This window comes from Neobacillus pocheonensis (assembly GCF_050477905.1).
Taxonomy (GTDB): Bacteria; Bacillota; Bacilli; order Bacillales; family Cytobacillaceae; genus Neobacillus; species Neobacillus pocheonensis_A.
Genome location: NZ_JBCNAD010000021.1, coordinates 64,086 through 88,582, shown reverse-complemented (window position 1 = coordinate 88,582; position 24,497 = coordinate 64,086). Strand labels below are relative to the sequence as shown.

Annotated in this window: 25 protein-coding genes; 4 read left to right on the top strand and 21 right to left on the bottom strand. The window is 37.9% G+C overall.

From position 1 onward, the window contains the following. Positions 1-24 precede the first annotated feature (24 nt). Together ABES02_RS12810 and ABES02_RS12805 are read right to left on the bottom strand one after the other, a co-directional pair. Complete coding sequence (locus ABES02_RS12810; RefSeq protein WP_430135144.1) at positions 25-1,041, bottom strand: 4Fe-4S binding protein; 1,017 nt, start codon at positions 1,039-1,041, stop codon at positions 25-27. A gap of 173 nt (positions 1,042-1,214) precedes the next feature. Next, on the bottom strand, positions 1,215-2,201 hold the full coding sequence (locus ABES02_RS12805) for a Gfo/Idh/MocA family protein (protein ID WP_430135141.1): 987 nt from the start codon (positions 2,199-2,201) through the stop codon (positions 1,215-1,217). Positions 2,202-2,386: 185 nt separating this feature from the next. On the opposite strand from ABES02_RS12805, the gene ABES02_RS12800 reads away from it, so the two are divergent. After that, entirely contained in the window at positions 2,387-4,042 is a 1,656-nt protein-coding gene (locus ABES02_RS12800) for a glutamine--tRNA ligase/YqeY domain fusion protein (protein WP_430135138.1), read from the top strand. Positions 4,043-4,082: 40 nt separating this feature from the next. Here ABES02_RS12800 and ABES02_RS12795 read toward each other — a convergent pair whose 3' ends face one another. The 18 genes from ABES02_RS12795 to ABES02_RS12710 all read right to left on the bottom strand — a co-directional run bounded on the left by ABES02_RS12795 (position 4,083) and on the right by ABES02_RS12710 (position 21,046). Further along, positions 4,083-4,541, bottom strand: coding sequence for a GerAB/ArcD/ProY family transporter (locus ABES02_RS12795; RefSeq protein WP_430135136.1), 459 nt, complete (start codon positions 4,539-4,541; stop codon positions 4,083-4,085). A 245-nt stretch (positions 4,542-4,786) separates the two neighbouring features. Beyond that, on the bottom strand, positions 4,787-5,821 hold the full coding sequence (locus tag ABES02_RS12790; protein ID WP_430135133.1) for an ATP-binding protein: 1,035 nt from the start codon (positions 5,819-5,821) through the stop codon (positions 4,787-4,789). Next, positions 5,790-6,290: a GAF domain-containing protein gene (locus ABES02_RS12785; RefSeq protein WP_430135130.1), complete on the bottom strand. Its 501-nt coding sequence runs from the start codon at positions 6,288-6,290 to the stop codon at positions 5,790-5,792. The genes ABES02_RS12790 and ABES02_RS12785 overlap by 32 nt, the downstream gene beginning before the upstream one ends. A gap of 15 nt (positions 6,291-6,305) precedes the next feature. Next, positions 6,306-6,959, bottom strand: coding sequence for a response regulator (locus ABES02_RS12780; RefSeq protein ID WP_430135127.1), 654 nt, complete (start codon positions 6,957-6,959; stop codon positions 6,306-6,308). Positions 6,960-6,983: 24 nt separating this feature from the next. Continuing rightward, positions 6,984-7,637: a sensor histidine kinase gene (locus ABES02_RS12775; RefSeq protein WP_430135125.1), complete on the bottom strand. Its 654-nt coding sequence runs from the start codon at positions 7,635-7,637 to the stop codon at positions 6,984-6,986. Positions 7,638-7,875: 238 nt separating this feature from the next. Continuing rightward, positions 7,876-8,151 (bottom strand): hypothetical protein, encoded by a 276-nt coding sequence (locus ABES02_RS12770; RefSeq protein ID WP_430135122.1) that lies wholly within the window; start codon positions 8,149-8,151, stop codon positions 7,876-7,878. Continuing rightward, positions 8,138-8,449 carry a hypothetical protein gene (locus ABES02_RS12765; protein WP_430135119.1) on the bottom strand — a complete coding sequence of 104 codons (312 nt, stop codon included), beginning with the start codon at positions 8,447-8,449 and terminating at the stop codon, positions 8,138-8,140. The genes ABES02_RS12770 and ABES02_RS12765 overlap by 14 nt, the downstream gene beginning before the upstream one ends. Further along, complete coding sequence (locus ABES02_RS12760; RefSeq protein WP_430135116.1) at positions 8,442-8,633, bottom strand: hypothetical protein; 192 nt, start codon at positions 8,631-8,633, stop codon at positions 8,442-8,444. The genes ABES02_RS12765 and ABES02_RS12760 overlap by 8 nt, the downstream gene beginning before the upstream one ends. Further along, positions 8,623-9,147 (bottom strand): Rieske 2Fe-2S domain-containing protein, encoded by a 525-nt coding sequence (locus ABES02_RS12755; protein ID WP_430135113.1) that lies wholly within the window; start codon positions 9,145-9,147, stop codon positions 8,623-8,625. Before ABES02_RS12755 ends, ABES02_RS12760 begins: the two co-directional genes overlap by 11 nt. Before the next feature lie 12 nt (positions 9,148-9,159). Then, positions 9,160-9,720 carry a 4Fe-4S dicluster domain-containing protein gene (locus ABES02_RS12750; RefSeq protein WP_335505610.1) on the bottom strand — a complete coding sequence of 187 codons (561 nt, stop codon included), beginning with the start codon at positions 9,718-9,720 and terminating at the stop codon, positions 9,160-9,162. Further along, positions 9,721-11,907 carry a molybdopterin oxidoreductase family protein gene (locus tag ABES02_RS12745; protein WP_430135110.1) on the bottom strand — a complete coding sequence of 729 codons (2,187 nt, stop codon included), beginning with the start codon at positions 11,905-11,907 and terminating at the stop codon, positions 9,721-9,723. Next, positions 11,894-12,982, bottom strand: coding sequence for a hypothetical protein (locus tag ABES02_RS12740; protein ID WP_430135108.1), 1,089 nt, complete (start codon positions 12,980-12,982; stop codon positions 11,894-11,896). Before ABES02_RS12740 ends, ABES02_RS12745 begins: the two co-directional genes overlap by 14 nt. 301 nt (positions 12,983-13,283) lie before the next feature. Beyond that, complete coding sequence (locus ABES02_RS12735; RefSeq protein WP_430135105.1) at positions 13,284-14,309, bottom strand: hypothetical protein; 1,026 nt, start codon at positions 14,307-14,309, stop codon at positions 13,284-13,286. A gap of 318 nt (positions 14,310-14,627) precedes the next feature. Then, positions 14,628-15,812, bottom strand: coding sequence for an HD-GYP domain-containing protein (locus tag ABES02_RS12730; RefSeq protein WP_430135103.1), 1,185 nt, complete (start codon positions 15,810-15,812; stop codon positions 14,628-14,630). A gap of 240 nt (positions 15,813-16,052) precedes the next feature. Further along, entirely contained in the window at positions 16,053-17,303 is a 1,251-nt protein-coding gene (locus ABES02_RS12725; protein ID WP_430135101.1) for an ATP-binding protein, read from the bottom strand. 178 nt (positions 17,304-17,481) lie between these two features. Then, entirely contained in the window at positions 17,482-18,897 is a 1,416-nt protein-coding gene (locus tag ABES02_RS12720) for an amino acid permease (RefSeq protein ID WP_430135099.1), read from the bottom strand. Positions 18,898-19,240: 343 nt separating this feature from the next. Then, positions 19,241-20,506, bottom strand: a complete 1,266-nt coding sequence (locus ABES02_RS12715; protein ID WP_430135097.1) for an ATP-binding protein — start codon at positions 20,504-20,506, stop codon at positions 19,241-19,243. A gap of 93 nt (positions 20,507-20,599) precedes the next feature. Further along, a complete protein-coding gene (locus ABES02_RS12710; protein ID WP_430135096.1) occupies positions 20,600-21,046 on the bottom strand; it encodes a hypothetical protein in 447 nt (148 codons plus the stop codon). Positions 21,047-21,185: 139 nt separating this feature from the next. Between ABES02_RS12710 and ABES02_RS12705 the strand changes: the two genes are divergently transcribed. The 3 genes from ABES02_RS12705 to ABES02_RS12695 are packed head-to-tail and all read left to right on the top strand — an operon-like array spanning position 21,186 to position 23,073. After that, positions 21,186-21,452, top strand: coding sequence for a hypothetical protein (locus ABES02_RS12705; RefSeq protein ID WP_430135212.1), 267 nt, complete (start codon positions 21,186-21,188; stop codon positions 21,450-21,452). Positions 21,453-21,454: 2 nt separating this feature from the next. Next, on the top strand, positions 21,455-22,690 hold the full coding sequence (locus ABES02_RS12700; protein WP_430135094.1) for a glutathionylspermidine synthase family protein: 1,236 nt from the start codon (positions 21,455-21,457) through the stop codon (positions 22,688-22,690). After that, a complete protein-coding gene (locus ABES02_RS12695) occupies positions 22,687-23,073 on the top strand; it encodes a DUF350 domain-containing protein (protein ID WP_430135091.1) in 387 nt (128 codons plus the stop codon). The genes ABES02_RS12700 and ABES02_RS12695 overlap by 4 nt, the downstream gene beginning before the upstream one ends. Positions 23,074-23,335: 262 nt before the next feature. Here the strand turns inward: ABES02_RS12695 and ABES02_RS12690 are convergent, their stop codons facing one another. Then, positions 23,336-24,364: a potassium channel family protein gene (locus tag ABES02_RS12690; protein ID WP_430135089.1), complete on the bottom strand. Its 1,029-nt coding sequence runs from the start codon at positions 24,362-24,364 to the stop codon at positions 23,336-23,338. Positions 24,365-24,497 lie beyond the last annotated feature (133 nt).

Sequence of the window (24,497 nt, the reverse complement as noted above, 5' to 3'; positions counted from 1 at the left end):
CAGGGTGCTGCATTTAAATGGTTCCTAATGGCCTACATAATTGGCATCAGGAATTAGTTGTTGCCATTCTTTATAAGTAATAATCGTATCCCAGTGGCCTGTGACTTTAGCGATTCCAACAACCAAAATAAATAGGACAAGGAAACCAACTGGCACAAACCATTTGTTTACTTTTTTGTTCACAACCGTCATATTCAATGTATCTTTGATCGGGCAGGCTTCCACACAAGACATGCAGGCTGTGCAGTTAAGAGAATTTACGGTCTCAACCTTATGAACCTTTAATCGCTGTGGACAAACCTTCGTACACATTTCGCAGTTTGTACAGGTATCTTCATTTCTACGGATTTTTGTAATTCTAAAGATGCTGCCAAGTCCAATCATCGCACCATATGGGCAAAGGAATCGGCACCAGAAGTTTTTGAAGAACAAGGATAATAGGAAGATGACAATAATAAACTTTATTGCGAAACCACCGATATTCAAGAAAAACAACAGCATTTTTACATCAGAAATTTTATTATATGGATCCTCTAGGAAAGCTTTGGCACTGTAGGTTGGCATCGAAATGATCATATTTATAAAGAATAATAGCAATAAATACTTTAATGGTGTTAACAGCCATGCCAGCCAGGTTGGCATTTCAAAATTTCGTTTGAAAATCTTTTTACCAAGCCAGGCCGTCCATTCACTGACCGTTCCAACTGGGCAAATCCAGCTGCAAAATGATTTGCGGAATATGATTCCTGCTCCAACAAAAAAAGCAAATAATACGAGTCCCGCTGGATGAATGACATCAAACTCCCCGCTCGTCAGCCAAACCTTTAAAGCAACCAAGGCACTAATCGGAAGGAACCCTTCCACCGCAGATGGTCGTTCTACGAAAGGCGTTTTTCCAAGCGTCTCAAAATGCATATAAAATTGATAGAACTGCAATCCAACATATAATAAAAACAAAAGAAACATTGCCTGAACAACATATCTTGTTATTTGAACAGGTTTTCGCTTCAGCTGTTTTCTATACCACGCTTTAGACTTCATCACAATTCCTCCATTCTTAATACTTTTACTATAAGAAAGGGGGAAAACAAGGTGTGTGATTTATATCATTAATTCCATTCATTTCATAAAGATGTCACATTGCCATCTTAAATTTGTCATAAATATTTCGATAAAAATAGTGGCCAGAGGAATCTATATCCTCTGGCCCTTTTTTATTTTTCAGTTTCAAAAATAATATTATTTTGTTTTCGCGCCTCTTCCGTAATCCGAAGAACGATTATACTCCATTTTTTATATTTCTCATATTCGGGGACGTTTCCGGTTTCAATTATCTTAGCGATATTCCTGCATTCATAGACCATATTTTGTTCTTCCTGTTCCACGCTTAGGATTTGGGTTTCCTTAGAATGGCTATCAACCAATTTAATTTCAGAAATAGGTGCTGCATCCTCAAGAATAAATGTACCCTTTTCCCCGTGTATTTCACAAGGGAGCTCTGAATGCGAGGTTTTCGAACATAGAATTGTACACACAAAGTGGTCATATTTCAACACAAGTGTGCCGCTCCCATCAACTCCGCTCCGTAAAATAACCGGATGATAGAAGACAGTATTTGGCTCACCAAACAGTCCGACTGCCAAATAAAGCGGATAGACTCCTAAATCCACGAGGGCACCGCCAGAATATTTTGCCGAAAAAATATTAGGTTCCTCCCCTTGCAAAAACAAATCATAGCGGGAAGAGTATTGAATGTACGGCAGCACCGCGCTTCTAAGCGGCCCGGCAATATGAAGCCTTTCCTTTAAGATTTGAAAATTTGGCGTATGCACATTACGGATTGCCTCAAATAAATATACGCCATTCTCCTCAGCCACTCGGTATGCTTCTTCTAATTCTGCCAAATTTGAAAAAATCGGCTTTTCACAGATGACATGCTTTTTATTTTTCAAAAAAACAAGTGTTTGTTCGAAATGAACAGAATTTGGTGAAGCAATATAAACTGCCTCAATCTCCGGGCATTTTGCCATTTCTGATAAATCGGTAAAATATTGGGGTGCTTGATATGTATTGGCAAGTTGTTTCGCTTTATCCTCTGTTCGTGAGTATACTCCAACCAACTGTAATTGCGCGCTAAGCTTTGCTGCCTGAATAAAGGATTCCGTAATCCAACCAGTTCCGACTGTTCCAAACTTAATCATCGAATAACCTCTTTCTTTTGATTGCTTAAGATACCATTTTAGCCTTTTTTTCCTCCACTTTCCATTTTGAAATAAAAATTATTCCTTATCCTTCTGTTTTGTTCATGAATAGATGGGAACAATGGAAAAATATCAATATTTATGGTATTTATAATTAATAGATAAGATGAAAGAGGTTGAAATGGGTGGACAATAACAACTCTAATTTTATAAAAGATATTATGATAAAAGATTTAGAATCAGGCAAGCATGATAAAATCGTGACTCGTTTTCCCCCTGAGCCAAACGGATACCTACATATCGGGCATGCAAAGTCGATTATTATCAACTTTGGCTTGGCGGATGACTTTAACGGAAAAACCAATTTACGCTTTGATGATACGAATCCATTAAAGGAAGATATTGAATTCGTTAACTCCATTAAAGAGGATGTCAAATGGCTTGGTTTTGACTGGGATGACTTATTCTTTGCTTCTGATTATTTCGAAGAAATGTACAAGCGGGCGGTTCTTCTTATCAATAAAGGGCTTGCTTATGTGGATGACCTTTCTGCTGACGAAATTCGTGAGTATCGCGGGACACTGACGGCGCCAGGGAAGAACAGTCCTTATCGGGAACGTTCAATTGAAGAGAACCTTGATTTATTTGAGCGGATGCGCAATGGTGAATTCGACAATGGTCAAAAAGTCCTTCGGGCCAAAATTGATATGTCTTCTCCAAATATTAATTTACGTGACCCTGTCATTTACCGGATCGCTCATGCAACCCACCATAACACAGGCGATAAATGGTGCATCTATCCAATGTATGCCTTTGCCCATCCGCTTGAGGATGCCATTGAAGGGGTAACCCATTCCATTTGTACTGTTGAATTCGAAGATCAACGTCCACTTTACAATTGGGTGGTAGAACAATGCGAGATGGACAGCACTCCACAGCAAATTGAATTTGGCCGCTTAAACGTCACTGGTATGGTTATGAGTAAACGCAAACTGAAGCAATTGGTGGATGAAGGGTTTGTCGATGGCTGGGATGACCCGCGAATGCCGACCATTTCAGGGATGAGAAGAAAGGGTTTTACGCCTGAGTCTATCCGTAGCTTTGTACGTGAAACCGGTATTTCTAAGAGCTTTGGTGCGGTAGATTCGCAAATGCTCGAGCACTTTGTTCGAGAAGACTTAAAGTTAAAAGCACCGCGGACGATGGGAATTATTAATCCTTTAAAAGTGGTAATAACTAATTATCCAGAAGGACAAATTGAACTGCTTGATGCGGAAATCAATCCGGAAGTTCCAGAAATGGGGATGAGAAAAATTCCTTTCTCACGTGAAATTTATATTGAGCAGGATGATTTTATGGAGGATCCTCCAAAGAAATATTTCCGTCTGTTCCCAGGAAATGAAGTTCGCCTCAAGAATGCGTATTTCATAAAATGTGAAGAAGTTGTTAAAGATGCAAGCGGGAAGGTTGTGGAGCTTCGCTGTACTTATGACCCTGAAACAAAAAGCGGCACAGGATTTACAGGAAGGAAAGTAAAGGGAACCATTCACTGGGTAGAAGCCGCTCACGCCGTACCAGCTGAATTCCGTCTTTATGAACAGCTGATTTTGGATGATACAGTCGAAGCAATCGAAGAAGGTAAAACCTTCCTTGATTATGTCAATCCAAATTCACTTGAAGTATTACAAGGTTTTGTTGAACCAAACATGAAGGAAAGCAGGCCGCACGATAAATACCAATTCTTTAGACACGGCTACTTTAACGTCGACCCAAAAGTCACAACGGTAGATAAACTTGTGTTTAATCGAATTGTTTCTCTAAAAAGTTCATTTAAAATTTAATGTAAAAGAACCAGGCGTAAGCAAAGCACGCCTGGTTCTTTTACATTGATTTAGCATTCCCTTTCATCTTCATTCTAATTTTGATTTCAGCTATTAGTAAGATAATCAATGGTAATATCACCTGAAAGGGGATTGCATAATAAGGGTATATTTGCATTGCCCAGGTTCTCATTTCAATTATGCTATCGTAAAGAGCGTAAGATAAATAAATCATTAACAGCCCCATTTGGATGACAATCGAACGATACTCATTTAATTTAAACAACTTAGCCACGCCTTGGCAGGACACAAATAAACAAATACTACTTTTAATAAATGCTCCGGTGACAAAGACAACCGCCACCGATAATTCAATTCTTTGCAAGAAATCCCCTACACTGATTCTGCTTACTGCAACATGGGCAGGAAAATAAAGTTTCGATGAAAGATCCCCTAGCATTAGGATGTTTCTAATCTTGACGATAACCAATATCAATCCTGCAAAGGCTGTTCCAAGCAAATATACCGAGAAGCTGTACTAGTATAATGGCAAATAATAGGACTGGGAAGGCGAATACACTAATTCTTCCGATTACTTCAATTCCAGAATGGACAGCAATAATACAAATGATCCCTATACAAAATAGTGGAACAAAAAAAGGAGTTTCCAGCATGGCAACTAAGAAAGTTTCCCTATTATTTGTTAGTTTGCAGAAATTTATCTATTTTATTATGTTTAAAAAACAAAAAAACAAGACATGATTTTCATGCCTTGTCTTCGTTTTCAGTTAATGAGAGGGGGACCTCTAAGATTATTTTTGTCCCTTTCCCGGGTGAAGATGAGATTGAAAGTTGGCCGTTGACAGCACGGGCACGTTCATCCATACTAAATAGCCCGACACCCGAGGTATGCTTACTCTGATCAAAGCCCTTTCCTTGATCCTCGACCATTACTCTTACTGCATCATCCATTTCTCTTACAGTTACTCCTGCTTCTGCTACTTCGGCGTATTTTCGGATATTTGTTAACGCTTCCTGAATAATTCGGTAAATAGTCAATTCAATGCTAATAGGAAGACGGCGATTAAGAACGCATTCAAAAAATACATCTATATTGTAATGCTCTGAATATCGGGATAAAAAAGAGCGGATTGCCGGTACTAAACCCAAGTCGTCTAACACAGAAGGGCGCAGTTCCCATGATATTTCACGAATTTCTTCAATTAATTGTGTGGCTTCATTTTGCATTTGTTCTAGCAACGGATGTTCCATTTCAGAATGGAGACGATTAATCGTGATTAAATGACTATAAAGATTTTGACCAATTCCATCATGTAAATTTCGTGATAATCGCTTTCGTTCCTCTTCTTGCACCTCTATAATCGTGGTCATCATTTTTTGTAATTCTTGTTCAACAAGCTTTCTCCCGGTAATTTCATAGCGAATCGATAAATATTGATAAGGCTTGTTTTTTTCATTTAAAAACGGAACAATGGTGGTATCCATCCAATAGATGGTCCCATCCTTCGCCTTATTACGAATTTCGCCTTTCCATACCTTACCAGAACCAATCGTACTCCACATTTCTTTAAAAAATTCTTTGGAATGATAGCCTGAATTAATAATCCGATGATCTTGCTCAAGCAGTTCTTCCCTAGCGTATTTTGAGATTTTACAAAATTGATCGTTCACATATGTAATAATGCCCCGTGAATCAGTTATCGCAACAATCGAGGATGCATCCAAGGCAAATTTATAGTCTATTAGTTCATTTTTCGTCCGTTGAAATTCCCTTTCCATTTCCAACCCCCTGCACCATTGACCTGAGATGCTCGATTAAAATTTGTTCCAAGGAGAGAGCGGAATCATTCACAACCTCCTGCTCGGTTTCGGTAAATGTGTAGGCTTCTCTTTTCCCAACGAGCAATACCCCTTTGGGAATAGCATTAAAAAATAAAGGAACGGCATAGGTGGAAACGAGCTTTTCAGCGAGCATAATCGGATAATCAGTTACCTTACCAATGATTTCGTTTGGAAAATTTGTTAACATCATAGCACTACCACTTGAAATAATCTTTCCAGCAATCCCTTTCCCAAAACGAACCGTTATTCGTTGATATTTGTCATTTAAATTGCCAGCTGCATAATGCCATCTGACATCAGGACCAGATTCATTTTGGAGGGCCAGCCCAACAAAATCGCAGCCAACTGCTGTTATTAGCTGGTCGCAAACCTCCATCACCGCTTTCAGTTCCCTTAATTCTGTCATCCCTTGGACTTCTCCTTAAATGCCATATCCTAATAACCCCTTTTTAACGGCGTATTCCACGAGTTCAGGCCGGGTTTTCATTTGCAATTTTTCCATCAAGTTCCCTTTATGGGTTTCAACTGTTTTCACACTGATAACAAGTTGCTCGGCAATTTCTTTATTCGAATACCCTTTAGCGATTAGAGTTAATACTTCTTTCTCGCGATCTGATAAGAGATTGTACGTATCGTTGCCGTCCTGTTTCATGCCCGCTATATATACTTCCATTAATCGCTTTTGTGCCGATGGATGAAGGTAGGCATCCCCGTTTGCAACTGATACAATCGCAGACATTAACTCATCATGTGGGGCGCTTTTTAAAATACAACCGGAAGCTCCGCCTTGAATGGCACGAAACAGGTATTCTTCATCATCATGCATCGTTAAAATTAAAATATTAACCTCTGGCATGAGTTTTTTTAATTCAGTCGTGGCTGACAGCCCGTCTTTCCCATGCGGCATGCTTAAATCCATCACAACCACATTGGGTTTTAGCTTTAATGCTTTTTTAATACCTTCATTTCCCTCAGAAGCTTCCCCGACTACTTCTATCTCGGGATTGGTATTTAGCAGCATTTTTAAACCGCTTCTGACAACAGCATGATCATCAACCAACAGGATTTTTATCAAAATAAACTCTCCTTTAGACACTGTTTATAATGGAAGAGAAATTTCTATCGATGTTCCTACCCCTATTTTAGAGGATATCTTACACTCTCCGCCAGTAAGATGCATTCTTTCCCTCATGGCCGCAAGACCTGATGAAGGAAGAGGATCAGTTGTGTCTACTGGTTGAAAACCTTTGCCAAAATCATGAATCGTAATTTTCAATTCATCCTCATTCCAATAAAAATTCATTTTTACCTCAGAGGTATCAGCATACTTCGCGATATTCGCAAGTGCTTCCTGGCAAACCCGGAATACAGCAACACTGTTTCTTTCCGGAATAGCCTTTTCTTCGCCAAATGATTCTATATCAACGAGAATCCCAAATGTAGAAGTATATAATTTAATATAGCTTTTCATGGCCGGTAGTAAACCAAGGGTAGTCAGGGTAGGCGGATGCAATTCCACAGAAAGCAGCCTGATTTCTTGGATTGTCTTTTCGATTAGTTGTGACATTTCACGCAAATGATTTTTCATTTGGGGCTCACTTGCTGATGATTCGACAAACTGGATGCCTGTTAAAATACTATACAAGTTTTGACCGACCCCTTCGTGTAGCTCTAAAGCAATTCGTTTAATTTCTTCTTCTTGTGAATCAATAATGTAGGAGCTAATATGCTGTTTAGAATTCATTAAATCCATTCGTCACCCTCCTTTTCCCTTTTGTTTATGGCTGTGTTAAACTTTGCTGTTGATTTCCGCTCCAGGCACGAGCGGTTCGCGGGCGGTCCGGGGAGCCTCCTCGTCGCTTCGCTCCTGCGGGGTCTCCCCTGCACCGTACTCCCGCAGGAGTCTTCGTGCCTTCCGCTCCAATCAACAGGGTTAAATAATCAACATTTACCTTAAACACAGCCTTGTTTATAAAAAAAGACAGGATCTTTTACAAGACCTGAACCTTTTTTATGTTATAGGTTAAGCCGCTGGTTTTTTCAAAGGCTGACCAAGTGGTTTCTGTTTCCACTACGTCGCTTCCGAGCGGAACAGCGAGAAAATAAAAATCATCAAAATAAAAACGGACATGGGTTTGATCCGGACAAAGCTGGACTTTTTTTAGAGTTTTTTTTACAATAGCTGCCTGGTCTCCACCTTGTTCGTCCTTAATAGAAATTTCCACGGATGATCCGGCAAACCGCTGCAAATCATTAATGAGTTCCACAGCTATTACATCCTTTCTTAACAGGATAAATAAACATTTTATAACCCTGCAGATACTCCCAAAATTTCTCTCCTGCATGTTCTTCAAGGAACTGAATGGTCTCTTCTTCTGAACCCCAATCACTCATCCCTTTTATTTCCGCGACCACCATCTCAGCCTCGTCGATTGTTTTTTCTTCAAGGAACCAATTTAGGCGTTTTCTAGCAAATGTCTCTTTTAATATTCCATCAATTTCGGAGGCAAATCTGCCAGATCTCGCTCTCATAAAACAAAAATCGATATACGTTTCACTAGTCATTAACATTCACACCTTTTTTATAGATGAGAAAGGCTACTGGGAATAAAATAACATTGATAACTGCAGCGATAATTGTATTGATGTAATTTTCATAAAAATATTGGTGTACCATATATTGAGTAAAAATTATGTTTAACATTAGGACTGCTAGAAGGAGGATAACTGGTAGATAACTACGCTTCATAACGCTTCACCCCCACGGCATACACAGCGCCGTTCTCAACTTTAACATAGATTTCAGGAAGGGGACGTCTTGGCGGTCCAGCAATCGGTGCACCTGTTTCGACGTCGAATTTTCCATGGTGGCAAGGGCAGAGCATTTCTCCCTCATCTTTTTTCCAAAATACCGGACATCTTAGGTGGGTACAAGCATTTTGATAAGCGACATATTTCTTTTCTGAAAGTCTTATTAAGATCGCGCTATCATGTTCACCTGGAAAGGCAAAGTCAACAGCATCTCCAATCTCAATCGATTTTACATCTGTAATCTTCTGTTTTGGATATTTTTTATCACCCAGCCCAGTAAGTTCCTTCGCCGCCAATGCTCCCCAAGGAAGAGAAGAAACGGCGAATACCCCAGCAGCCCCGACAAGGGTCTTCATAAATCCACGTCTGTCGAGTTTTCTTTCGTTATTGCGGTTTATATTATGCGTGTAATTATCTTCATTGAACGGGATTTTATTATTTTTATCTGTCATGTCTAATCCCTCCTAAAACAATTTCGTGACGCCCTGAAGGATACCAGGGAGATTCACTTTTACATTAGTTTCGCCTTCTAAGTAAGGCATGCTTGTTACCCATTTACCATTATCAAGGTTAAATTGCTTTTGTTTCGCTTCAATCTCTTCATCCGTTAACCATTGTAACGTATTAGATGGACATACACTCGCACACATTGGCGGTATGCCGTCCTTGGAACGGTCGATACATAGGTCACACTTATACATTAAATTTTGCTCTGTATCAAACTTCGGTATACCATATGGGCAGGCAATGGTACAGTTTTGACAACCGATACACTTTTCCACAAGAGCCGAAAGCACGGCTCCTGATTCGTGAATTTGAATTGCCTGTGCCGGACAGCTTCTCGCACATGCTGGATTCACACAGTGCAGGCACATTAGAGGCATCGTTTGACGGTTAACAAGCGGATTAACATCGTAAACATAGTTACGATTACGTTCCTCATGTCCTCCGCACTGTGTGCAGGCCGCTAAGCAAGAGCGGCAGCCTATACAGTTTTCCAGTTCTAAATAAAGCCTCTTCTTCATTTACTGCACCTTCTTCATTTCTAGTTTTTCAATCTGCGCAGCACAAGCCTTGAACTCTGGCATCCTTGACATTGGATCAAGTGCGGCAATTGTTAAGAGATTAATAGATTTTTCATGACCAAAATGGTAAGGAACAAAGACTGTATCTTTACGAATAGCTTCCGTGATTTTCACTTTATATTCTGCTTCGCCTCTACGAGTAAAAAGGCGTACATATTCTTCATGTTCAATGTTGTATTTTGCTGCTGTTTCTGGATGAACTTCTACATATGGCTCAGGGCACATATCCCGTAAAAATTGGATCCGTCTTGTTTGGTTTCCAGAAAGATAGTGGAAAACCACGCGGCCAGTAGTTAAGCGTAGTGGATATTCAGCATCCGGCTCTTCTGCTGGCGGACGGTAAGGTAGTGCACAAATTTTCGCCTTTCCATCTGGGTGATAGAATTTCTTATCTAAGAACATATGCGGTGTTCCTGGATCGTTTTCATCTTTACATGGCCAAAATACACCGTCTTGCTTATCGATTTTATCCCAAGTTGCTCCGTAATAATCGGCATATCCGCCTTTCGATGCTAGTCGGAATTCATCTGCAACGTCTCTTGCTGTTTTTAAATGAGTGAAATACTTTCCTCTTCCCATTTTTTCAGCTAGTTCTACTTGAATTTGCCAGTCAGGTTTTGACTCGCCAAGTGGCTCTTGTGCTTTATTGATTTTAATAATACGACCTTCAATATTTGTAACAGTACCTTCATCTTCGGACCATGTTACAGAAGGAAGAATCACATCTGCAAACTCAGCTGATTCTGAAAGATAGAAATCGGAGCAAACCATGAAATCTAATCCTTTTAAGGCTTTGCGGACAAAGTTTTGATTTGGCGCAGATACCGCTGGGTTTGAGCAAAGCAAGTATAATCCGCGAATTGTTTTTTCTTCCATCAATTCAAACATTTCATAGGCGGAAACACCGGGAAGCGGCATTTCCTCAGGAGTAATTCCCCAAACCTGACAGACCTCTTCAACGTGTTTTGGATTGGTAAGTTTACGGTAGCCTGGTAATAAATCAGATTTCTGGCCATGTTCACGGCCACCTTGACCATTTCCTTGACCAGTGAAGGTTGCTACACCTGCTTTAGGACGACCGATTTTCCCTGTTACAAGCGCCATGTTGGTGTAACCTGAAACGTTGTCGACCCCTTTATGCTGCTGTTCAATACCACGAGCGAACATGACAACTGCATTTGGTGCCTTACCATAAATTTCTGCGGCACGGATAATTTTTTCTGGTGAAACGCCAGTAATTTCGCTTGTATATTCCGGTGTAAATTCTTTAACTAGTTCTTTTGTTTCTTCAAATCCATTAGTATGATTATTAATAAATTCTTCATCAGCATAGCCGTTTTGAATAAGAAGATTAAGAATTCCGTTTGCAAGTGCCAAGTCAGTTCCTGGTCTTAAATCCAAGTGAACGTCTGCTCTTCTGGCAATTGGAGTTTCACGCGGGTCGGCAACGATTAAATAGCCTCCTCTTTCTTGGACATGCCATACACGGAACATGGATGTTGGATGACATTCAGCCGTGTTGCTTCCTGCGATGAATAAACAATCTGTTTCATGGATATCAGTCCAAGGTAATGTTGATCCACGGTCAACACCGAAAGAGCGAAGGAATCCGCCGGCTGCACTCGACATACAGAATCGACCATTATAATCGATGTAGCGTGTTTGCATAGCTACCCGTGCAAACTTCCCTGTTAAATAACATTTTTCATTTGTCATCGATACACCACTGAAAACTGATAATGTATCTTTACCGTATTTCACTTGTAATTCAGAAAACTTTTTTGCAATTAGATCATATGCTTCTTCCCATGTTGCTTCACGGAAGCCTTTCTGTGTTCCCTTTAGAGATGCATCGTCACGAATTAATGGTTTTAGGATACGATCAGGGTGATTCGTTTGTTGGTATGCGGTAACCCCTTTCGGACACATTTTTCCGACTGTTACCGGCCAGTCATAACGGGGTTCAACCCCAATAATTTTGTTTGTTTTTGTATTCACACGTAAATTCATCCCACACTGCATGCCGCAATAGCTGCAATGTGTTTTGATTAACGTTTCATTAGGATGGCGTACATTTTCAATCTCTTTAAAAAACTTATCTCTATGATTAACATTAACCTCTTGCATTCTGATTTGCCTCCTTGACCTTAACTTGATGCGTAGCAAAACCTGAGAATCTTGCGATGCGGTATTTTCTGCGGCATGGCAGGCATAATTCAGCAAGATTAAAGCCGTCCTTCATATTAAACTCCATCTCATTGACTCCCAATACTTGAATCACGTCGTTTGATTGTTCAACAGAAACAAAATGATCGCCGCACACTTTACATTTTTTCATTTCTTGTTCAGCGTAATGTTCACGATAGTTTCTAGCCAAAACACTCATTGGACGGAAAGGAATATGGGCAAGTTTTCCGAATGGCAGATAGATTAAGGTTACTATCACGGAAAATTGGTGGATCAACGACATTTGCGGCTGCATCCAGCCATGTAGAAATACGTTTTGAACAGTTAATAAAAGGCCAGTAACTGAAATAAATAACAATAGATAAAGTGGTAAAAAGTCATACATGAATTTTTGTTCCGCTCTTGCCTGCATATTTTTTAAGCGGCGGTTTAGTGCCATAGCAACACCTGTTGTAACCATGATTGCGGCAATATTCAAAGCATTATAGGAGAAAAAGGCGATTATTCCTTCTGCAGGCACGTTCATGACATTCATTCCAAACAGGACAATTGTGTAGTAGCCGTTTTCTTCCATCGTAAAATACATCCAGCTAAACACCAGTGGGAATGTGACTAAACAAGCAAGCACACAGCCCCAGCCGATTAAAATATGCTGAACCCAACGGTAAAGTCCACGGTTGCGAATGAAATCGTAAATCGCTAGATGGTTAACAGCTGTTTTTGGGGTACTTTTTCTAAATAAAAGCTTTAAGCCTTTTTTGATAATAATTTTGGTAGGTGGTCTTTCACCCCAAGCGATAAAGCGGTAGAAAAAACCACCGATGAATACTAATGTTCCGACCATGTATCCGTAAAGGTTTAAATCGATATGTGTAAACATTCTTGTTCCAATAAACACTAAAATGGCAATTCCTGCGACAGTTAAAAACATTGATTTGGCGAAATGTGATGCGAACGCGTCATTTACACTGCGTGCAGGTTTTTTAGTTGTTGCATTTGAAATAGTTGACTGCATTTTCTGATCCTCCCTAAAAAAAATAACACTTCCGTTTTCTTAAGTTAATTGTAAGAAAAACGGCAGTGTTATCTATATAGGGGAACTCCCCCATCATCGGGGGAAAAAACCCTTAGAATTTTCTATTTTGACAAAGTTTCGTCACATATTAGAAAAGCGGAAGCTCCTTGTTCAGGGAAAAAAGTAGTTCATTTTTTCCTAGGGGCGACAAGCATAAGACGAGCCGGCGGGAAGATTGTTTTTTAACCTTCTCGACGGATTGGCTGTAGACCATCGAGCCCCTATGCGCTGGAGCTAGACACTAATTTTGGAGGTATTTTTTTCGCCAAGAATAAAGCAGTAAATACAAACCAATAAGTAATTGCAAGATAAATACGACTGCATCCCAAAAAGAAATAGAGGTCGGCCCTTTTAGCAAACCCGGGATAGACTTATTAACTGCGAACCATAATTGAGGGATATAAAAGAATACAAACAAAGATAAGGTCAATAATACGCCAACAAAATAAAAGATGGAGTAGAAGAAAACAGTTCTTTCTTCATCGGCAAATATCACCTCATTCTTGTGTGCTGCATGTTTAAATGGTAACCATTTTTTTATTGTTTCCTGAGCATTTTCCATTAGATTGTAGCACCCAGTAATATTTTCATAAACATAATACAAATCAGTTTTCATATATACACATAATTGATATATCATCTTCATCAATAAATCCAAAACAGCAAGGCTCATGATACCAGATAAAATCCCAAAACTATTTGGTAAAAAAAGCTGACTTACTAAGGATATAGACATGAGAATTGTATCAAATATAATACCTGCTAAATAAAAAACATTTCGACGATTAGCAGATAATTTCCATGCCGAAGACATATCTGTCTCGAGGACAACAAGGAAAAAGCGGTGTCCAATATTCAGTTTGGTTGGAAGATTGTATGCTCTCATTGCTAAAACATGACCCATTTCGTGAACAAGCACAAGTATAAATGTAACAACCATCCACAATAAAATATTAAGGGACATGGAATTGAAAACAAATATATCCTCATATCGAGGAAATAAGGAAGGGTGTTTAGAAATTAGACCAATATTTATTATAAACAAAGTAGAATAAACGAAATAAGATAGCTTATTAAAGAAAAACTGTCCAACTTTTGGAGAAATCCAAGTAAAACCAAGTTTCTCTATCTTTATTTGATTATTATTTACCTTAACATCATCAATTTTATCTATAAGGTTTAATTCATGAAGCTGATTAGCAAAATCAAGGATATCTACTTCTTCATTAGGATATTTTTGCTTAAGAATCTTTTCAATTTGTTCCAACCGATTCCCCTGATTAATTAAATTGATTGCAATTATACAAATTTCTGGCATTTCATAAAAATCTCCAGAGAGATTATCCTCAACTATATAATGTTTTTTGTCTTTTCGGACCTCAATTGGAACTAATACTATACTGGAATTTAGACTAAGGCTCATAATTACATCCTTTGATTAGTATTATAAATAAAAAAAGGAGATGCATGAATTAACGCAAGCATCCCACCTTATTACAAAATTATAACCAACCACACCACCAACACGGACTTGTAACTTTTATTTTTTTTAGCTTACGAATTTTCATACCTTCACCTCCTTATATTAGCTGATAGATTCTTTTATAATTATAGGTGGATTACCTTGTTTGCTAGTTGAATGAATTTTTTCCCATGCAGGAAATACTTTTTGAAATTCATCTACTAATTTAGGATCAAACTGGGAACCCTTTCCTTCTATAATTCTTTTATATGCTTCATCTATTGTTAAAGCAGCTCTATAAGATCTCGTAGATGTCATAGCATCGAAGGCATCTGCTATAGCAGTAATCCTAGCAAGATACGGAATTTCTTCTCCTTTTAACTTATCTGGATATCCTTTTCCATCCCACCTTTCATGATGTGAACGGATAACATCGATACTGTTATTTAAAGCAACCACTTTCGAGACAGCATCTGCACCAACGATCGTGTGTGACTTTATAACTTCATATTCTTCTTTGGTTAAGTTAGTAGGTTTCATCAAAATTTGATCCGGGATATGTATTTTTCCGATATCATGGAGTAAACAAGCATAGTTAAATGATTTCAATTCTTCTTCCCGTAATTTCCCACACTCTTTTGCTAGTTCTAGTGCATAACTAGCAACTCTTTCACTATGCCCCCTAGTATATGGGTCTTTAAGTTCAAGAGTAGCAATGACACCTTTAACTATACCAATAACCTGATGATCATAGGATGTCTTTACTGCTCTAACATGTGATTGAAATCTGTTTAATAGGATAAATGAGACTAAAGAAAGTATCACAATTAAAACTATTGGTAAAAATACATTAGGGGTTTGGAGAATTAATCCCGCAGCAATGTATCTTATTAATAATCCGATTGAAACTAATCTAAAAAAGGGTGTACTTACAAATATCGGTGCTAAAAGGAGCCAAAAGACTTCTACAACATTCCCACTTTTATATAAATCGGGATGATTATAAAATGAAATAATATCATTTAATAGGGTCAAAAATGTATATAAGATAAAGTAATAATATTTTATAAGATGCGGTTTTTGTTTTTTGTAAAGATAAAACGCAAAAGGAATTAAAGCAAACATTATAATATATATATAATTGCGCAGTATATCAGGTGCATCATCTTTTAAACTAGGAATAAACTGTGAAATGATGCTATACGAAATATCAAACACAATAGTTATAGTATAGAACAATACTAAAAACCATTTAACTGTCTGTGCTTCTTCTTTTCTTATATTCGGGTCTATTAATTCTTTTTTCATTTGTCTACCTCACATTAGATATGCCTCATACATCTCAATCTCCTGATTAGGAAATAGTTGAATATAGAATTAACATTTTCATATTATGTCAATAATTGATTATTTACGACACTTTTCTTCATTATAAAACATTTAATTTAAATGTAATACATAATTCATTTAGGATTTATGTATATTTATAGAAATATTTCATTCGACTTAATTAAAAATTTAAAATTTTCAATAAATAATACTAATAATTCAAATTTTAAACTTATTTATTTCTATTGGTATTATTACTTCAACCAGAGTCCCATTATTTAACTCACTTAGAATTTTTAATTCTCCAAAATGGTCCTTTATAATTTGATTAGTTACCATTAATCCTAGTCCAGTTCCATCCTTTTTTGTGGTAAAAAAAGGATCGCCTAAATTCTGGATATCTTCATCAGCAATCCCGCATCCTTCATCTTGGATGGAAATATACATTTTGTTTTCTTCCAATACTTTAACATGAACACGTACCTCTCCTCCATCGGCCATAGCTTCAATTGCATTCTTAATTAAATTTATAAACACTTGCTTTAGTTGCTTCCCATCACATTCAATCGGCGGTAATGGCCCCTTCATTATGGTTTCTATATTTACGCCCTGTCTTTCCGCCTGCTGCTGAGTAATAGATAAAGTATAAGCAATGATTTCCTCAATGCTTGCTTTCTCAAATTTAATCTCCTTCGGTTTTCCAAGGTACATTAAATCATTTACGATTGAATTAATCCGATCGATTTCCTGAATCATTATTGGATAAAAATCATTTGTATTTGGGTATCTTTCCTGCTGCAGTTGTGTAAAACCCTTCAATGAGGAAAGGGGGTTACGAATTTCATGACCAATCGCTGCAGCCATTTGACCGATAGTAGCAAGCTTCTCTTTTTGCCGCAATTCTTCATGGACAGAAGTTAACGATTTAATATAAGAATAAAACCTTATTAACAAAATAAATGCAATGGCAGACAAAATAATTGTTAATATGACTGGTGATATTACATTTGCATCTTGTAAGATTACACCTATTAAAATATATTTTCCAATAATACCCAAAGATACAGTCCAATAGTATTTTTTATTAACAAATATCGGTGAAAAAAATAAAAACAAAAGTTCCACTATATTACCTGATGCAAATGGAACAGAGGTTCCAAGGTAAATTAACAAATTATCTACAATGTCGATCATTATGTAGCCAAATAGGAATATATATTTTACAAGATATGGGTTCCCCTTTTTAATCGTATAAATAGATAAGGGTAATAAGCAAAATACCAAAACATATAGCCAATAACCAAGTCCATTATCAGGAAATCCATCTTTCCCATAAGTTGTGTATTTGGGTAATATAAAAAAATAAAAAATATCATAGGTTATGAAAAAAATATAAAATAACCATAAAAATAATTTAATAGCCTTTTTTTCTTCAAATATCAGTCTGGGACTCCTGATGCCTTCATTCATGTTTGCTGCTCCCTCAATTAAGTTCGTTTTTAGGAAAAAAGTTAATAGGACCTGCTCCTATTTTATCATTTTTCTTTAATTAAAACAGACAATTATTGACAAAAACAACTATTTTCGACAAAATTCGCTAAAATGTAAAAAAAAGGACTTGCACTCGGCAAGCCCTTTTGATTATTATTTAACTTACTTTTTTCAAGCGATCTGAAGATGTATTCAATGTGGAATGCTTGCGTCCGTATCCAAAGTAAACTCCCAATCCAATTACTAACCAAATGCCGAAGCTAATCCAAGATTCTGCTGGAAGCTGAAGGATTAAATATCCACAGAATACGAAAGCAAGAATCGGAATATACGGTACAAACGGAACACGGAAGCCCGTTTTAGGTGCCATCTTATTTTTACGAAGATACAAGATTCCAATTGCAACTGTCATAAAGGCGAATAATGTCCCCATGTTTACTAAATGGGCAAGTTTACTTAATGGTACTAAACCAGCAAAAATGGATACTAGTAAACATGTAATCCATGAATTGAACATTGGTGTCTGCTTTTTCTTATCTACTTTTGAGAATACCTTTGGTAATAATCCGTCACGGCTAATTGCGTAGAACAAACGAGTTTGTCCATAAAGCATTACAAGTAATACTGTTGTGATACCAATAATCGCACCTATTGAAATAAATCCAGCTACCCAATCCTGATGAATATAGTTAAGTGCAAACGCAACCGGGTTTTTCACGCCAAGCTTTGTGTAAGGAACTACCCCTGTTAGAATGGCGGAAACAGCGATATATAAAACGGTACAAACAGCTAGTGAAGCCATAATCCCAATCGGCATATTTTTTTGTGGGTTTTTTACTTCCTCAGCTGCCGAAGAAACAGCATCAAAACCAATATAAGCAAAGAAAACGGTAGCGGCACCGGCAGTTACACCAGAGAATCCAAATGGCATAAATGGTGTCCAGTTACTTGGCTTTACATACCAAACCCCTACACCAATAAATAATAGAACAACTGCTAGTTTAATAATAACCATAATCGTATTAAAACGTGCTGATTTTTTAACACCTTGCGTTAACAATAATGTAATCACTAAAACGATAATAATGGCCGGAACATCAATGTACGTCCCATTTGCAGGATCGAATGCACTCGTTAATGCTTTGGGAAAATGAATGCCAAACCCTGCAAGCAATCCTTGAAAATATCCCGACCATCCACTGGCAACTGCTGAAGATGCAAGCCCGTATTCTAGGATTAAATCCCAGCCTAAAATCCAAGCGATCAATTCACCAAACGTCGCATAGCTGTAAGTATAGGCACTTCCTGAAACCGGAACGGCGGAAGCAAACTCTGCATAACAAAGTGCGGCAAACACACAAGCCAACCCTGATATCACAAATGATAGAATTAGAGCAGGACCTGCAAGTTCTGCTGCAGCAACTCCTGTTACTACGAAGATTCCTGTTCCAATAATTGCACCAATTCCTAGCATGGATAAATCAAAGGCACCTAAATCCTTCTTTAAAGTAGCATCTTTTTTACCTATATCTTGAATTAATGCCTGAATCGATTTCTTTCTAAATAAATCCATTTTGTAAACCTCCTTGTTATAATGTCGTAATGTTCTGACAAAATAACTCATAAAAAAATTATATACCGATAATATAATCTTTTTCGATAAAAAGCAATATTTTTTGAAAAATAAAATTATTTGAAATTACTACCATTGGAAATATTCTGGAATTAACAGGTGATTTACTGAATTTACATAACCCGAAATTAATATTTATGTAACGGTTTTCACTATTGTAATAAAACAAAATTATTTTCTTAGAAACAAATAACCAATCCAAGTATTAGCATGATGATGGAAAGAATTCCTTCCAAAAAAATAAACTAACCGGCCTCAAGCGGTTAGCTTTTTTAAGTCAAAATTATGCCCATTCTTCGTTTCTTCCTACCGGGAGGGTCATTGTTACCTTTGTGCCCACTCCTGGCTCACTTTGATAAGAGACCTTTCCTCTCATGGTTTCAATGATTCTTAAAGAAACGGAGGTGCCAAGACCAGTACCTTTATCTTTTGTCGTATAAAACAACGTTCCAATCCGTGATAATTGTTCTGGTGTCATTCCCTTTCCTGTATCGGAAATTAAAATTGATGCAGAGGCTTGGTCAAATTTGTTATGTATAGTTACTTTTCCACCTTCAGGAGTTGCTTCAATCGCATTTTTCACAATGTTAACAAGTGCTTGTTTTAACTGGTTACGATCTGTATTAAGCGAAAAATCATTCGAATCAAGTTGACTTTCCAACTGAACCCCCTGTTTAACTGCCAGCGGATCAAGAAGCATAACTACTTCAGTTAAAATACTATTTAATTGAAACTCTTCTATTTTTTCGAATTTTGGCTTGGCAAAATTTAAATAGTCATTAATGATCGATTCCGCACGCCCTAATTCGCTTAATACAAGAGATAGATATTCGTAATTTTTCCCCGCTTCTTGCTGTTGCATTAACTGAAGAAAACCCTTTACTACCGTTAAGGGATTTCGGACCTCATGGGCAATGGAGGCGGCGAGTTCTCCGAGCGTATTTAGCTTTTCAGCACGCTGTATTTCATCCTTCATTTTATTTCTCTCAATCATCCCTTCATTAAGTTTTGCTGCTAGGGCGATAGCAATCGTGGCAATTAAGCCAATCATAAGAAGGTCTGGAATATTAAAATCTAATTTAAAAATATTCCCCTCAAAATATCGAAATACATGTAACGAGAAATAACATAGGATTAAGGACCATCCTCCAATTAACGTGGTGAGCATTACTCTTTTATTTGGGGGATTGTTCCAAAATTTTTTCATCAAAAGAAGGGGTACAAGAGCGGTTAAAATGCAATTTACAAGACCAAATAAGACCGTATCTCCCCCCATTAAAATACGAGCACTTATAATAGATATTAGAACCATTCCTCCGGCAACCGGTCCTGCATAGAGAAATGCCATAATAAGAGGTACATAACGAAGATCCCAAGAGAAGCCATAATTCGAATAGGAGAAAATCATACAGCAAAGTGCCGCTGCACTTTGCAGTAATCCACATAGGAATGGAGTATTTAACTTCGGCTTGTTATCCATTAGAGCGCTGCAAAATAGGACTGGTGCGATGGTGATTAATAAATTCAATAGAAGTTTTTCTGCCAGCATTGTGCTTCCCCCACAGTTAACCATATATAAAGTAAAATACGACAAAAATCGGCACTTTCCTTCAATTTTCAAAAAAATTATTGTAGAAAAAAATTATTTGCTATTTCCGGTGAAATTTCCGTAGTATACGTAGCATTTTCGGTCTTCGTCTATTTCTCTTGAATCCATGGTAAACTCTAAAAATTTCCCGTTCTGATGGATGAAAATAAAATCGGAATGAAGAGCCTGTAGTACTTCTTCATGGTCCCATATTTCTTTAGTCTCAATTAAGGATGAACCATTTCTGGTAAGTTCTCTTACTTCAAAGCCTATATGGGAATAGTGAGTTTCCGTGTAATCACTTGCAAACCTTTCTTTTTTGACATATAACACTGCGCTGCCATCTGGGTCCATTGCTGTAGCTGTGACCGCATATGTCTCTCCTTCTTTTACAAAAAATTCACAAGTCATTCTTGCTACAGCTTCCATTCTTGAAATGTCTACGTAACTCCATAAAGCAGGATACTGGTTACCATCATCAAGTCTGTATTCTAGTCTCACACGATTTCACTCCTTTTTCTATGATTTTACCATTGTTTTCCTTAAAATTAATTTTATAATTATTATATATTGATTAATGAAGGAGAGTGGTACGGTGAAGAAAACCCAATGGTTAATAACTGGTGTTCTCACTTCTCTTATGGCCGGAACGCTTTCAGGATGTTCGGATGATCTTCCTCCCAAGCCTAAAGATAAAACATGCTCAGATTGGGAATGGGACGACGATGAAGGTGTGTGGCAATGTGATGATACTCATTCACATCATTATGGGCATTATTTTTATGGGGGGAGCTATTATCGAAATAAGTCAGCCCTCTTGAAATCTTCTTCCTATAAATCTTATAAATCCTCTTCAAGCTTTAAGGGCGGATTTGGGAGTGGGTCAAAAGGCGGTTTTGGAGGTTAGGAATGTCTGATTATGGTGCAAAACGTAAAAACTTTTATGAAAGATATCCATTATTTTGGTCGGATTTATATGGGAGTGAATATAGTCTTTACCAAGTACTTTCTATATCAGAGGACATCCATATAAGAATTAGGGACGCAACTGAGCGGATGGGTAGAATTTTTTTTAAGACAGCTTCTTTATTACGAAACCTTTCTGACGAACAATTACTTGAACTAGGTTACCCAAAGAAAAGTCTTCCTTTTCTACGGACGAAAGACCTTTTTCCTGAATCTGTTATTGCCCGGTTCGATTTTGCGCTGACAGAGGAAGGAATCAAACTGCTTGAATTTAACAGCGACACGCCTACCTTTATTGTTGAATGCTTTCAAATAAATGGACTAATTTGTAAAGAATTAGGTTTTAATAATCCCAACGAAGACGGTGAGCGTCTTCTTTCCTCTGGCATTACGAAGGCGGTATTGGAAGCCTCAGCCGGACAAAAATCTCCAAACGTGGTCTTCACTGCCCACGAGGATCATATAGAGGATTGGAACACGACTCTTTATTTAAGCAAGCTTTGTCAGATAAAAAATAAACTTGTTCCGATAAGTGACCTCCGAATCACAGATGGTGCCTTGATTGACCCTGCCGGCGAGCCCATTGATGTTTTGTACCGGCAAACCTATCCACTTGAGCACTTAATCGAAGATAGGGATTCTGAATCCGGTGACCTTGTTGGCATTAAATTGCTTCAGCTTTCAAAGGAAGGAAAAATAGCGTTATTAAATCCTGTCTCCGCGTTTCTGCTTCAGTCTAAATCCATCCAATGTTTAATATGGGGATTAGCCGAGCAGGGGGCTTTCTATTCGACAGAGGAACAAAAATGGATTAAAGAATATATGCTTCCTACCTATCTAGAACCCGATTCATTTTTCGGCAATAATGCCTTCGTCCAGAAGCCATCATTTGGAAGAGAAGGAGATACAGTAAAAATTTGGAATGAGTCTGCAGAGGTCACTGTGCAAAATCCGTTTCAGACTTATAAAGAAGAATTACCTGTATTTCAAGCCTATCTACCTCTACCTACCGTTTCATTAGAAACAGAAAAAGGGATCGAAAAGTTATCTTACGTGTTCGGGTCTTTTCTTATTGCCGGCAAGCCAAGTAGTATTGGCATTCGGGCAGGCGGGAAAATCACGGGGAATGAATCTTACTTTTTACCTGTCGGACTCAATAACAAGGGGGAATGTAAATGACGAATTTCTTATTATACTTAGCGGTTTCACTAGTGCTTTTAATAGTGGGACTTTTCGTGATGGAAGTTACAACAAAGGTCAAGGAATTTTCATTAATGGCGAAAGGGAATAAAGCAGCAAGCTATGTGCTTGGCGGCAGGCTCCTTGGTCTGGCAATTGTTCTGTATTCTACCGCAGCGAATTCCATTTCTTTAATTGACATGGTTATTTGGGGAGCGATTGGCATCCTTGCACAGATTATTGTTTTTTACTTAGCAGAATGGCTGACTCCACGTTTTGATGTCAATCAAAGCATTGAAAACGACAACCAAGCTGTCGGGCTTTTTCTAATGTTCTTATCGGTTTCTATTGGCGTAGTGATAGCTGGCTGTTTAACTTATTGAAAATATTTTTGTCCGATGAAAGCTTCATGAAGACAATTTTTGCTTTTCTGTTATGGCTTTTGTCCTCATGAACCCTCTATGAGGACAATTTTTGTTTTTCTGATACGGTTTCTGTCCTCATGAACCCTCTATGAGGACAATTTTTGTTTTTCTGACAGGGTTTTTGTCCTCATGAACCCTCCATGAAGACAATTTTTGCTTTTCTGACAGGTTTTCTTTCCTCATGAGCACACATGACACATTCATCTAAAAAGAGGTATTTTTATATTGCTTGATAGGTCTTCTTATCGCAAATAACAAATAATCTAGCATCCTTGGGAATGGATTCATTCCATTTTTTCAAAATATTCAAATCGCTTCGGTCTGCGATAAGCTGGGCCCCTTTTTGCCTAAGGTGTTCATGTGCATCCCCATACGTTTTCCATTCGGACCGAACATTTACCTCCCATAAGTCGCTTCCATCTTCACCATCCTTCCGGCTTAATAATTGTGTGAAGAGGTGGCTGGATCCCTTTGTTTGAGCAGATTTCGCCATTAAATTGGAAACAGATTCATGAGAAAGAATAAATTCGTCTATTTTAACATGCTTGAAATTACCGACATGCTTTTCATTTAATATCTCAGCTATCGTGTATATTTCTTTATCTGTCCCATCATCGTAACGCTCAATGGAGGAGGCAACCAAAAGGGTCTTTCCATCGGCTAAATCCGGATTCTCAATGCCGTCTGGAGCAAATAATAAAACCGCTTTTGCTTTTTCTATTCTTGCTTTTCTTAATACTTCTTCATCAGTCGGACTCCCTTGTATATATAGAAACCGTTCGTGTTCGTAGGGTGTCCTCTCTAATTCATCAATCAAGACGATTTCTGTTTTCGGTTCAGCCAAAAACAGCTCTTTGATGGTATTCTTGCTTTTGGCCGTCCAACCGATAATGACAAAATGATTTTCTCCTCTAAAGGTCATTCTTCCTTCCTCCTTCATCCGTTTATATTGAGAAACACCATCCACAATCATGCCAATCACCGTACCAAACAACCCGATTCCAAGCGTGTAAACAATGACCATCGCCCAAGCTCTTCCAAACTGTGTAGTCGGATAAACATCCCCATAGCCCACGGTTGTCATCGTAGTTAGAATCCACCAAACAGCATGGAAGGTATTTTCAAAGGTTTTCGGTTCGAGCATTCTCATAACCACTGCGTTTATAAAAATATAAAAGGTTGTAAATAACAATACCGTTCGATAGCGATACCTGGATGCTGTAAGAAACAGCTTTCGAAAAAATATCATAGTTGCCACTCCCTTCTTCCTCTCCTTATATCCTTATTTTACTATATATCTACCAACTTTTTCCTAAAAAAATAAAAAGAAGCAATCTCTCATTGTTCTAACTTTAAAAGGGAATAGTAAAGTTATTCGGGCA

Excerpts from the sequence above, each read along its gene's own strand:
- ABES02_RS12810 (WP_430135144.1), bottom strand. The coding sequence starts at position 1,041 with ATGAAGTCTAAAGCGTGGTATAGAAAACAGCTGAAGCGAAAACCTGTT.
- ABES02_RS12805 (WP_430135141.1), bottom strand. The coding sequence starts at position 2,201 with ATGATTAAGTTTGGAACAGTCGGAACTGGTTGGATTACGGAATCCTTT.
- ABES02_RS12790 (WP_430135133.1), bottom strand. The coding sequence starts at position 5,821 with ATGGAAAGGGAATTTCAACGGACGAAAAATGAACTAATAGACTATAAA.
- ABES02_RS12785 (WP_430135130.1), bottom strand. The coding sequence starts at position 6,290 with ATGACAGAATTAAGGGAACTGAAAGCGGTGATGGAGGTTTGCGACCAG.
- ABES02_RS12775 (WP_430135125.1), bottom strand. The coding sequence starts at position 7,637 with ATGGATTTAATGAATTCTAAACAGCATATTAGCTCCTACATTATTGAT.
- ABES02_RS12765 (WP_430135119.1), bottom strand. The coding sequence starts at position 8,449 with ATGACTAGTGAAACGTATATCGATTTTTGTTTTATGAGAGCGAGATCT.
- ABES02_RS12760 (WP_430135116.1), bottom strand. The coding sequence starts at position 8,633 with ATGAAGCGTAGTTATCTACCAGTTATCCTCCTTCTAGCAGTCCTAATG.
- ABES02_RS12755 (WP_430135113.1), bottom strand. The coding sequence starts at position 9,147 with ATGACAGATAAAAATAATAAAATCCCGTTCAATGAAGATAATTACACG.
- ABES02_RS12750 (WP_335505610.1), bottom strand. The coding sequence starts at position 9,720 with ATGAAGAAGAGGCTTTATTTAGAACTGGAAAACTGTATAGGCTGCCGC.
- ABES02_RS12745 (WP_430135110.1), bottom strand. The coding sequence starts at position 11,907 with ATGCAAGAGGTTAATGTTAATCATAGAGATAAGTTTTTTAAAGAGATT.
- ABES02_RS12740 (WP_430135108.1), bottom strand. The coding sequence starts at position 12,982 with ATGCAGTCAACTATTTCAAATGCAACAACTAAAAAACCTGCACGCAGT.
- ABES02_RS12730 (WP_430135103.1), bottom strand. The coding sequence starts at position 15,812 with ATGAAAAAAGAATTAATAGACCCGAATATAAGAAAAGAAGAAGCACAG.
- ABES02_RS12725 (WP_430135101.1), bottom strand. The coding sequence starts at position 17,303 with ATGAATGAAGGCATCAGGAGTCCCAGACTGATATTTGAAGAAAAAAAG.
- ABES02_RS12720 (WP_430135099.1), bottom strand. The coding sequence starts at position 18,897 with ATGGATTTATTTAGAAAGAAATCGATTCAGGCATTAATTCAAGATATA.
- ABES02_RS12715 (WP_430135097.1), bottom strand. The coding sequence starts at position 20,506 with ATGCTGGCAGAAAAACTTCTATTGAATTTATTAATCACCATCGCACCA.
- ABES02_RS12705 (WP_430135212.1), top strand. The coding sequence starts at position 21,186 with ATGGCCGGAACGCTTTCAGGATGTTCGGATGATCTTCCTCCCAAGCCT.
- ABES02_RS12700 (WP_430135094.1), top strand. The coding sequence starts at position 21,455 with ATGTCTGATTATGGTGCAAAACGTAAAAACTTTTATGAAAGATATCCA.
- ABES02_RS12695 (WP_430135091.1), top strand. The coding sequence starts at position 22,687 with ATGACGAATTTCTTATTATACTTAGCGGTTTCACTAGTGCTTTTAATA.
- ABES02_RS12690 (WP_430135089.1), bottom strand. The coding sequence starts at position 24,364 with ATGATATTTTTTCGAAAGCTGTTTCTTACAGCATCCAGGTATCGCTAT.